This is a genomic window from Desulfosarcina sp., from assembly GCF_033791525.1.
GTDB lineage: Bacteria > Desulfobacterota > Desulfobacteria > Desulfobacterales > Desulfosarcinaceae > Desulfosarcina.
Map to the genome: position 1 here is coordinate 23,427 of NZ_JASJGN010000462.1, position 11,184 is coordinate 34,610.

Below are 11,184 nucleotides of genomic sequence, written 5' to 3' on the forward strand. Positions count from 1 at the left end.
TGACGGAGGGAGGTCTACCGGCCGTTTGCTTTCGGTGGAACTAAAATCCCCCAATCCCAGTATTCGTCAATTCCCAATCATGGAAAGTAATTCCAGTTCCCGGTCGTATCGGTCGATGACTGATGACCAGGCATGCCGCGCCATCATATTGGCCAGTACCGGCCGGTGACCGGTATAGCGTTCAGGGTGGCGCAACATGCCGGCCAGTTTGTCCACCAGGTCATCATTGTTACGATACAAGAAATCACTGTGGAACGTGTCGGGAAGGATTTCCGGGTAGGAAAGCCGGTGAGGCAGCAGCGGCAGGCAACCCTGACGCATGGCTTCAACAATGGCGATACCAAAGTTCTCCTGGTTGGCCGTACTGATAACGACGAAGCCCTTCCTGAGCCAGGCCACATAATCGTCCTTCGATTGGACAAACCCGTATTGGACGATCTTATCGCCAAAACGGGATTTTGCCTCAACAAAGGCTTTGGGCTTGGCCTGATAGTTCTCACCCAAAAGGGCCAGCTTGAAATCAATCCCCATACGGTCCACGCGATCAAGGGCGTCAAAGAAAGCCTCCGGATTCTTGTCATACTCCCAGCGGTGGTTCCAGACGATCAGCGGTGGCCCCGGGGGAAGGGGCGCCGGTTCCAGCGAAGCTGCATCAAATCGGCATCCCGGGTGGAGAACACCAGCTTTATTGTGGATGGCGTCAACGGCCCACCGGGGCCTGAACTCCGGCATCTGGCCGATAAAACCGGGAAGGGTGGTGAAAAATTGATCGAAATGAAAATGGGAGTTGAACAGGATCCGGTCCGCGCAAAGGGCCGTGGTGATGTCGGTGAAACCGAACTGAAGGTCCATCTGCTCGCCGGGCGCCAGCGGATAGGTGAGTTGATTTTCATGAAGATAAACCATCGTCGGCGGACGGTATACGCCGCAAAGGGCTGTGAAATCCGCCAGGCTCATCAATCCGGTGGTGATGATTCCGTCAAAGGATGCCAGGTCACCGATCGTTTGAACAAAATGAAGGGCCGCACCACGCATGCGCCATTTCCAGAATCGCGCAGGCAAGGTCGCCATGTGGATATCATGGCGGGAATGGGCCACCAGACCTTTTGCAAAGTCTCGATGGGAGCCACCGTAAAAGGGTTCTAAAAATAGAAAACGCATTGGCCTGTCCCGCTTACCCTGTCCTAAACTGAGCGTTTCACATTTTTATAAATTTAACACCACCCTGATTTCATTCGGAACCCATCGATTCCAGGCTGAAACATGTAAAACCCGTTGGGATTGCCGATCTCACCGCATCTATGGCGTCAGAAACCTTCCCACATAGGCGACTATAGTGAAAAGGATTCTTCCTTGTATCTGCGGTAAGCTCGACAATCGCTCAATTTACCCCATCTTCACCGCATTGACCAGTCGATGGAGTTCTTCGAAACGGATCTCTTCCACGCAGGCACTGCCCAGCGCGTCGAGGAAAACAAAATGGATTCTCTCCCCTACCCGCTTTTTGTCCTTGCGCATCGCCGCAAGCATGGATTGGGCGTCCACCGGTGGCCGAACGGGCAACCCATAGCTGTCGACGATCCGTTCAAGGCGCCTGGCATCCGTGGGAGGCAGCAGGCCTTTTTGCACAGATAGCGTGGCCGCCAGCACCATACCGATGCCCACCGCCTCGCCGTGGGGGATGCCCGTGAGTTTTTCTATGGCGTGGCCGAAGCTGTGTCCGAAGTTCAGCTTGCGCCGCTCCCCTTGCTCACGCTCGTCACGGGTGACCACACCGGCCTTGATTTCGACCGACCGATAAACCAGATGCTCGACAATGGCGCCATCCAAATCCAGGGCGGCATCCCGGTGGTTTTCTATAAAATCTAACATGCGGCCATCCGCAATGGCCCCGTGCTTGATAATCTCCGCAAAACCGCACTGGATCTCCCGGAACGGCAGGGTTTTGAGCAACATCATGTCGCAGACGACAAACTCGGGTTGATTGAACACCCCCACCATATTCTTATACCCACCGAAATTCACCCCATTTTTGCCCCCCACGCTGGCATCCACCTGCGACAGCAATGTGGTAGAGACAAAACCAAAGGGCGTTCCCCGCATGTAGGTAGAGGCCACGAATCCGGCGATATCGCAGACGATACCGCCACCGATGCCCAGAATGAGGGTGGATCGATCCGCCTCCATCTCCACCAGCTGACTGAAAATGGTCGTCACCGTCTCCAGGGTCTTGATCTGCTCACCCGAATCGATGGAAATAACTGGGCAGGCGGGAAACTGTTTTTGGTAAAGCCTGGCGACCGTGCTGTCGGTAATGATCACCGTATGCCGCCCATCGATATACTGTTTCAGATTGTCAATCGACTCCCCCACCATAATTTGGGAGGAACCGGAGGCACATCGAACCAACAACTTTTTCATAGTTTCACCACGGTTTAACGTCTGTAGGGTAGCAGAAATACCGGGCCTGGAAACGGGCAATGCATCTCGATTGTTAGCGTGTCTCTTACCACAGTCAAATCAGATCGAAAAGCCAAACCATTAAAGCGATTAACAAAACCAAAACAGCCAATCCATCTGAGATGAGAACCCACACACAAACCGGGTATAACGGTCCGACCTCAACCCTGCCAGCCAGCGCATACCAGGATGCCGGTTCTAAGGGTCATGGAAAAAAATAATTCCACAATATGGCGCCGACTGTGGGTTCGCCAACAAGGCACACCCGCCGGCGCATATCGAGATATGTGCCGGCGGATGGAACGCAGGTGACGGGCCCTCAGGCAATAAAGATGTGGAATTATTTTTTTCCAGGGCCCTAAGTCTTCAGCTGATTATCCTCAAGGTTCCAAATTTCCGTTGACGGTCGATCTCCCGACCGGCCCCATCGCTGCAGTGGTAAAATACCTGATAGCCAGTCTTTAAAAGGGTTTTTTTTTGGCTACGATGGGTTCCACTTCGTGGCTTGCCCCCCGCCCCGGTTTGGGTTATGCTTATGTCAATCCGCTATGTGTGGCATCAGCACTGACGCATTCAATCAAAAACAGCGAGACCACCATGGATCCGGTAGTCGTTCCCATCGACGGTGTCCTTGACCTTCACACCTTCGCCCCCGGCGAACTCAACAAACTGATGCAAGACTATATCGAGGCCTGCCTGGAATCCAACATTTATGACCTGCGTATCATTCACGGCAAGGGCAGTGGGGTGATGCGTTCGCGCGTGCACGCTTTGCTGGAAAAGGATTTGCGCGTTGATGCGTTTGAAGCGGCACCGGCCGATGCCGGGGGCTGGGGAGCGACGCTGGTGACACTGAAAAGGACGTGATATGGCCGAAAAAGGAACCATTCTGGTGGTGGACAACGAGTCCGATCAGCTGGAAATGATGAAGGAGGTTCTCGGGCGCATCGGCTTTGATGCGAGGACCACCGACAATCCGCAACAGGCATTGGAAATGGTGGCAAATCACGCATTCAGCCTTATTTTCATCGATCTCATCATGTCTGAGATCGATGGAACCGACCTCTGTGAGCAGATCAAGCAGGTTCGGTCGGATGTCTGCGTTTATGCCTTTTCCGGCCATGCGCACCTATACAGTCCCGAGCGACTGGAGCGGGCCGGGTTCGACGGCGCAATCGGTAAACCTGCCACCATGGAGGAGATCAAAGCGGCCCTGAGTCGTGCCATGAGCCGTGCAATGGAAAGACAACCGACCTCCTGATTCCGGTTTGCACGATGGATGATCATCAGGCGGCACGATGCTGCCATCCCGTTTCGGTAACCGTTAACATAAAACGCTAAAGGATATCGTGACCATGTTGAAAAAAATTATTTCCGGTGGACAGACCGGCGTGGACCGAGCGGCCCTGGACGTGGCCATGCGGTTGGGCATCGCCCACGGCGGATGGATTCCCAGGGGTCGTCTGACCGAAGACGGCACCTTGCCCGCCCATTACCAGTTGCAGGAAACCGCCTCGGATGAATATGAAGCCCGCACGGAAAAAAATGTGCTCGATTCAGACGGCACCCTGATCATCTCCCGTGGCAGCCCCACAGGTGGGACCGACTATACCCGGAAAATGGCCTTGAAACACGGCAAGCATCTGCTGCACATCGACCTGTCCCTGGGCCAGCGGCCATCGGACGCGGGTTCGCTGGTCGCCTCATGGATTGAAATGAACCGGATCGAGACCCTCAACGTGGCCGGCCCCCGGGCCAGCCATGATCCGGCCATCTATTCGGACACCATCAACATCTTGACCCACACCCTGCAATGAGGAACACGTCCATCCGCTCCGAGAAGATCGAAGGCGTGGTAACCGCACGGCCCTGCGACTGCTGCGGTCACCATGAAATCGGTATCGTCACCGGCTCGGGGGAATACATTCCGCTCAGACCCGGCTTGCAGGTGAGAATCATCGACCAGCCGGATCAAAATGGTGCTGATTGCATGCCTTGAAGCCACTTGGAACCAATAAAAAAAGGGACGCTCGATAAAGCAGTCCCCTTTCGTTTTTGATTGGTGGAGCTGAGGGGGCTCGAACCCCTGACCTCATGACTGCCAGTCATGCGCTCTCCCAGCTGAGCTACAGCCCCAAAAATAAGAACGAAACCTAACAAAATCGGTTTTCCATGTCAATGCCATTTTTCAGTTTCGATGGTCATTGTCCTGTTTGTCGGTCGACGGTCCCACCGGACACCATTAGTGGCTGCATCGTCCGCCGCTGTTTTTTGCCGACGGGCAAAGGCGGGCGGTAAACTGTTGACAAAATGCGCGGCAACACTTAATGTCAATCGTTTGAAAAGATGAGACATTTTAGTCTCCTATGGCATCGCCAAGGCAGCGATTGGCGATGCCTGTCACAAACAGCGTCATTTCGACGGTTTCGGCAGTTGACCGAAAAAGATCGCAACGACAATATAATTGAACCCTCCCCGCGGCAAGCCGCGGGGAATGTTCTGCCTGAAACGGCAGTGCTTCGCGGCACCGTAAGGATCAAAATCGATTTTCAGTTCGCTCGCTAACCCCGCCGCAAGCGGCGAGGAATGCGCTCGCTATCGCGGTTCAGGGATCGGAATCGATCTCGGTTAATTGGTCTAAAGAAGAGGTTGTGAATGCTCAATGTGATGCGGAAACAAGCTGGCAGTTGGATGATCAAAGTAATCCTGTTCGCTATCGTAATCGTATTCGTATTCTGGGGCGTGGGTAGCTTCCGCTCCCAGGAGGCAACCAAAGTTGCCACCGTCAACGATGAAATCATCTCCGTGGCTGAATACCGACGCGCTTACAACAACCTGATCGATCAGTATCGTCAGCGCTTCGGGTCCAGCTTGAATGATGGCATGATTGAAATGCTCAATGTCAAAAACCAGGCACTGAATCAATTGATCGACCGCACCATTCTGCTGCAGGAGGCAAAAAAACTTGACCTGCGGGTTTCGGATGCCGAGGTTGCCGAATCGATCATGAGAACCGAAATCTTTCAGAACAACGGATCCTTCGACAATCGCCGCTATCAAAACATCCTTGCCCAAGTCCACCTCACCCCGGAAGAGTTTGAAGCGGATCAGAAAAACGTGTTACTGGGTGAGAAACTCACCCGGATCATCATGGGTGCCGCAAAGGTGTCCGAAGCGGAAGTACGCCAGTGGTATGATTGGCAAAACACGTCGGTGAACATCGACTACGTTTTGTTTGAACCGGCCAGCTACAGTGATATCAAGCCTTCGGCGGAAGAGATTGCCGCCTATTTTTCGGCCCAGAAAGAAAACTACAAAACCGACCCCATGGTCAAAACTCGATACGTGGTGTTTGACCCGGATGCCTATAAAGACCAGGTTAAGGTTGATAAAGACGAAATCACGGACTACTATGATTCCAACATGAGCGAGTTCAAAACCGAAAAAACAGTAGAAGCGCGCCATATTCTTATTAAACTGGATCCGGAAGCCAATGAAGAAGCAGACCTGACGGCCAAAACCAGGGCGGAAGAGATCTCAAAGATGGCCAAAGGCGGACAGGACTTTGCCGAGCTGGCCAAGACCTATTCTGAAGGCCCCACCAAAGACCGGGGTGGCTATCTGGGCAAGTTCCAGCAGTCGCAGATGGTCAAGCCTTTTGCCGACGAGGCATTTTCCATGGCTGCCGGCGAGATCAGCGAACCGGTAAAAACACAGTTCGGTTGGCACGTCATCAAAATAGAGTCCGTGGAAGAAGCATCCACGCGAACGATTGAACAAAGCAGAGAACAGATAATCGACACCCTTACCGGCCGGAAAGCGCAAAATCTGGCTTACGACAGGGCCGAGCAGTTCTACGAGAGGTGTTTTGAAAAGGATGACTTGGTCAACAATGCGAAGATCCTTGAGCTTGCCGTGATGGAAACCGGTGCCTTCAGCCGCCGGGGTCCGGACGCGCTGGGCAGTGACAAAGGCACATTCGCCACCGCCGCCTTTGCCCTCCAAACCGATGAAATCAGCGACATTCAGGATATCGACGGCCGGTACTACCTCATTCAGCCCACGGAAACCATCGATGCCGCCGTTCCTGGGATGGAAGCAGTTAAGGAAAGAGTGGAAGCTGACCTGACCAAGAAAATGCAGTCTGACAAGGCCCGTGAGGATGCCGAGGCAATGTCAGCGGATCTGGATGCGGGAAAACCGTTTGAAGAGAGTTCTGCCGGCTATGGCATAAGCGTGAAGCAAACCGGCTTGTTTACACGAAATGCATCCATACCTGAGATAGGTTCGGACCCGACGTTCACTGAAGCGGCCTTTCAGCTGTCTTCAGCCGGCAGCACAAGCGATAGGCCGTTACAGGGAAGTGCAGGTTATTACCTGCTGAGGCTATCAGAGCGAAAAATACCTGCCGCCGATGGTTTTGAAACCGAGAAAGACGGCATCAGCAGCATGCTCCTCCAACAGAAGCAAAGAACGGTGATCCAGGATTGGATCGATGCACGGAAAACCGACAGCCAGGTTTCCATCGAGAAAGAGTATCTGGAATAACGGGACGTCAAAAGCACTATCCTGCGTTAATAAAGACAAAATGAGGTTGGCATGAAAAAACCACACGCCTCGATGGATTCCGGCAATACTACCGGGTATGTTTCTAAAAAATGCCCGGAATGCATGGAGTACATGTCCCTGAACGTGGACGTCTGTCCGTCGTGCAAACTCCCCGTCGGAAAGATAAATAATAATGGGATGGCTACACGAAAAACGGATTGGAAAGCATATTCGGCAGCCATCGCGGCATGGACATTTTTCTTCCTCTATATCTGGTGGGCGTTTATCAGGGAGCCGTGACAGCAAGTCTGCCCTGCGCTTTTCTGCCGGGATTGTTTCGTTTCTCCGGCTTTGTTCTCAAGGTCATGGTGCCGCTCCCGACGACTGCATTTCAGCTCTCCTGCCGCTACCCCATCCAAGATCAACAAAGCGCTTCTATCAGGGATTCCTTTTTTACTGCCGGTAAAAAAGATGTTTCCGGAAATTGACCGTTTGGCCATCATCTACTTCGACCGTGGAAGAAGAATTGCTCAAAACACGGCAGAACGGGGTTGACAATAAATGAGAAATATATTAGGGCTCACAATAACTAGCTAAATTCTTAGCCAAAACCGCTTTAATAAGGAGGCTCGAGCTGATGAAAGATGTTCAAAAGAAACTAAAAGCGATTTCCACTACGCTGTCTTCTCTTGTAAAACAGATGGAGAAAATGGCTGAGGCCATTGAAAAAGAAGGTGGAAAGGCGGCACCGGCGAAAAAGGCGAAAGCAGCCAAGAAAGCAAAAGCGCCTGCAAAGAAGGCCAAAGCAGCCAAGAAAGCAAAAGCGCCTGCAAAGAAGGCCAAGGCAGTGGCTAAAAAATCCAAAGCGGCACCGAAAAAAAAAGCGGCAAAAAAAAAAGCAGCAAAAAAAAAAGCGCCGGCCATAGCGAAACCGAAAGCTCCCGTTAACGCGGGCGGACCCACCATGCTCGACAGCATCCTCGGGATGATCAGCAGAAGCAGAAGTGGAATCACCGTTGAACGGCTGAAGAAACGAGCAGGCCTTGAGGCCCGTCAGGTGAGCAATGCGCTCTATAAGCTGACCCAAAAAGGCAAAATCGAGACCCTCTCCCGCGGCCTTTACGTTAAAAAGAAGAAATAATCATTCATCGAAAACGGTTCGAACAACAAATTATCTGTATCGGTATATATAAAGCCTTCCGGTCGCGCCATCTGACAGATGGAACCAGAAGGCTTTCTTCTTCTATCAGGGTGTTGAAAACACGTTGTGCACGCAGGCAGGCCTGGGCAATCGTTTTTCAACACCCTGCTGCCAAGCCTTTAAGCATCCATTGCCTTTCTCCAGCGCTGTATTACTATCTGAATGCTGTCAGTGGGACAGACCCGTTGAATTGAAGCGAACCGATTAAAAGGGATGCAAATGATTCACATCCGCGCGATAAAAGGTAAGAGAGGAAGTGTACGGCTAAACATTGCAGCCATGGCAGTGGCACTGGTGCTGATGGGATGGGTGGGTCCGTTCCCGAACACCGACCTGTCCGCATCAACACTATCCACGTCGCCTGCTGGAGCGGAACAGCCGGAAAACGGTGGGCTGCCATACCCGCCATGGCCGCAGGAAAAAAGTGACCTGGCGTCTGATCCATCCGTCACTTTCGGCCGGCTTGCCAGCGGATTTCGGTATGTCCTTATGGAAAACAATCGTCCGGAAGACCGGGTCAGTGTTCACCTTTACATCCGGGCCGGCAGTTTGAACGAAACGGAAGCAGAGCAGGGACTCGCCCATTTCCTCGAACACATGCTATTCAACGGTTCGACTCATTTCCCCCCTGGTGAACTGATCAGGTATTTTCAGAGTATCGGTATGCAATTCGGCAACGACGCTAACGCCCACACGGGGTTCGACGAAACCGTTTACGACATCATCCTGCCGTCAGGGAATGAGGAGAACCTGAAAAAGGGCCTGCTGGTAATGCACGATTATGCTACAGGTGCACTGCTGCTGGAGGAGGAAGTTAAGCGGGAAAGCGGGGTTATTCTCGCAGAAATGCGCTCCCGGGATTCAGCCGGTTACCGAACGTTTGAAGCCTCACTTGACTTTGAGCTTCCAAACCTCCTGGTGTCCAAACGGCTGCCCATCGGCAAGACGGAAATAATCGCAAATGCGGACCGGCCGCTCCTTAAAGGGTTTTATGATGACTGGTACCGGCCGGACAACATGGTATTGGTCCTGGTGGGTGATTTTCCTATCCCCCTGGCTGAGCAGTTAATCGACGCACAGTTCAGCGATTTAGCCCCCCGGGCAACTGCCTCCGCCCCGCCGCCGATAGGTACGGTCAATCACAAGGGCTTGAAGATCTTCCACCATTATGAACCCGAAGTAGGAGGAACGACAGTCAGTATAGAAGTCCTTCAGGCCTACGACCGTGTTTCGGATTCACTGGCCCTTCGGCACCGGGAAATGGTGGAAGGCATGGCAGACCGGATCGTTCAGAATCGCCTGGATGCCCGACTGAAAGCACCAGAAGCACCCTTCACCGCTGCGGCCGTTGGCTCAGGCATCTATCTGAACCGCATCCGTTATGCAGACATCTCTGCAGATAGCAGCACTGAAAACTGGCAGCAGACCCTTGCGGTTCTAGAGCAGGAGTTGCGACGGGCCCGACTGTATGGGTTTACCGAAGCCGAACTGTCGCGGGTTAAAAAGGTTACGCTGAAGATGTTGGATAACGCGGTCAGGGAAGCACCCACCCGAAACAGTACGACGTTGGCCCGGGCCATTATTCGACATCTTGCCGGCGACCGGGTTATCCAATCCCCCGATCAGGAAAAAGCCAATTTGGCCCCCATGGTAAAATCCGTCACCTTGGCTGATGTTCATCAGGCCTTTGATGAGAATTGGACGGATGACCATCGACTGATCCTGATCACCGGCAACGCCGATTTGAAGAGACAATCACCGAAAAACCCGGAATCTCTGATTCGCGATACCTACCTGGCATCGGCAAGCACCGTGGTCCATCGGCCCGAGGTCCGGGCCATTGCCTCATTTCCCTATCTGCCGGAACCGGAAAACATCGGCGTCATCGCCTCACGGGAAGTCGTGGAAGACCTGGGCATAACCCGCATCGGGCTCGGCAACGGCATCCAGATCAATATAAAACGCACCAATTACAAGACCAACGAGGTTCTGGTCAACCTGATTTTCGGCCACGGTATATCCGAAGAGCCAGACACCCTTCCGGGCATCTCCCTGCTTGCCGAAGCGACTGTCAATGAAAGCGGCCTGGGAGCCATGGATACCAATGAACTGGAGCAAGCCCTGGCCGGCAAAAGCACCTACGTGGATTTCAGGATTACCGAGACCCATTTCAATTTTTTCGGGGAAACCGTCTCCGCCGAAGTGCCGCTGCTTTTTCAGTTGATCTATGCTCACTTGATGGATCCCGGTTTCCGTGATGACGCCTTGACACTGGCCCGCGAACGGTTGAGTCAGGATTATCAGTCATTCTCCCGATCCATCGAAGGAATGATGAGAATCAAGGGGCTGCGTTTTCTGGCCGGGGGAGACAGCCGTTTCGGCATGCCGCCGTTTGAGAAAATCCAGGCCATTCGATTGGATGACATCCGGAATTGGATCGCACCTCAATTGGCCGGCGCCCCATTGGAACTGTCCGTTGTCGGCGACGTTGATGAAAATGAAGTCATCGAACTGGCCCGGCGCTATTTGGGATCATTGTCCGATCGAAGCCCCAACGCGGAAAATCCCAGAATCGATTTGCCCCATCTGCCGGCGGGAACCGTCGACCGCATCGATGTGGACACCCAGATTCCAAAGGCCATGGTCGTTGCTGCCTGGCAGACGGGAGACTTCTGGGACATCAGCCGGACCCGTCGGCTGTCTGTTCTTGCCGATGTCTTCTCCGAGCGCCTCAGGCAGCGCATACGGGAAAAACTGGGTGCGTCCTATTCTCCGTATGCCTTTAACCGAGCCAGCCGCGCTTATAAAGGCTACGGTGTATTTCAAGCGTATGTCAATGTGGCCCCGGATCAGACCGACACCGTGTTGAGGGAAGTCAAAACCATTGCCGGCGATCTGGCCCGAAATCGAATTGCGGCCGATGAACTGGCGCGGGCAGTCGACCCGATTCTCACATCGATCAAAGAGCTGCGGCA

10 protein-coding genes and 1 tRNA gene are annotated in these 11,184 nt (G+C 53.3%); 8 read left to right on the forward strand and 3 right to left on the reverse strand.

Translation table 11 applies throughout. The features are described from left to right. Positions 1-66: 66 nt before the first annotated feature. Both QNK41_RS21730 and aroB read right to left on the reverse strand, forming a co-directional pair. Entirely contained in the window at positions 67-1,161 is a 1,095-nt protein-coding gene (locus QNK41_RS21730) for a DUF3524 domain-containing protein (protein ID WP_319261582.1), read from the reverse strand. 225 nt (positions 1,162-1,386) lie between these two features. Next, positions 1,387-2,421, reverse strand: a complete 1,035-nt coding sequence (gene aroB, locus QNK41_RS21735) for a 3-dehydroquinate synthase (RefSeq protein WP_319261585.1) — start codon at positions 2,419-2,421, stop codon at positions 1,387-1,389. A 636-nt stretch (positions 2,422-3,057) separates the two neighbouring features. Between aroB and QNK41_RS21740 the strand changes: the two genes are divergently transcribed. The 4 genes from QNK41_RS21740 to QNK41_RS21755 all read left to right on the forward strand — a co-directional run bounded on the left by QNK41_RS21740 (position 3,058) and on the right by QNK41_RS21755 (position 4,459). Next, entirely contained in the window at positions 3,058-3,327 is a 270-nt protein-coding gene (locus tag QNK41_RS21740; RefSeq protein ID WP_319261588.1) for a Smr/MutS family protein, read from the forward strand. 1 nt (position 3,328) lies between these two features. After that, positions 3,329-3,721, forward strand: a complete 393-nt coding sequence (locus tag QNK41_RS21745) for a response regulator (protein ID WP_319261589.1) — start codon at positions 3,329-3,331, stop codon at positions 3,719-3,721. A 94-nt stretch (positions 3,722-3,815) separates the two neighbouring features. Beyond that, the gene (locus QNK41_RS21750) at positions 3,816-4,277 is read left to right on the forward strand and encodes a putative molybdenum carrier protein (RefSeq protein WP_319261592.1); all 462 of its coding nucleotides are present in this window, start codon (positions 3,816-3,818) and stop codon (positions 4,275-4,277) included. Next, positions 4,274-4,459, forward strand: a complete 186-nt coding sequence (locus tag QNK41_RS21755; protein ID WP_319261594.1) for a hypothetical protein — start codon at positions 4,274-4,276, stop codon at positions 4,457-4,459. The genes QNK41_RS21750 and QNK41_RS21755 overlap by 4 nt, the downstream gene beginning before the upstream one ends. A 61-nt stretch (positions 4,460-4,520) precedes the next feature. On the opposite strand, the gene QNK41_RS21760 is transcribed toward QNK41_RS21755, so the two are convergent. Next, positions 4,521-4,596, reverse strand: a tRNA-Ala gene (locus tag QNK41_RS21760). 531 nt (positions 4,597-5,127) lie between these two features. Between QNK41_RS21760 and QNK41_RS21765 the strand changes: the two genes are divergently transcribed. The 4 genes from QNK41_RS21765 to QNK41_RS21780 all read left to right on the forward strand — a co-directional run. Beyond that, a complete protein-coding gene (locus QNK41_RS21765) occupies positions 5,128-7,008 on the forward strand; it encodes a SurA N-terminal domain-containing protein (RefSeq protein WP_319261603.1) in 1,881 nt (626 codons plus the stop codon). A 218-nt stretch (positions 7,009-7,226) separates the two neighbouring features. Beyond that, entirely contained in the window at positions 7,227-7,496 is a 270-nt protein-coding gene (locus tag QNK41_RS21770; protein WP_319261596.1) for a hypothetical protein, read from the forward strand. Positions 7,497-7,645: 149 nt separating this feature from the next. Then, complete coding sequence (locus tag QNK41_RS21775) at positions 7,646-8,149, forward strand: hypothetical protein (RefSeq protein WP_319261598.1); 504 nt, start codon at positions 7,646-7,648, stop codon at positions 8,147-8,149. A 279-nt stretch (positions 8,150-8,428) separates the two neighbouring features. Then, positions 8,429-11,184: insulinase family protein (locus tag QNK41_RS21780; protein WP_319261600.1), on the forward strand; the 2,756-nt coding region annotated here is incomplete at its 3' end.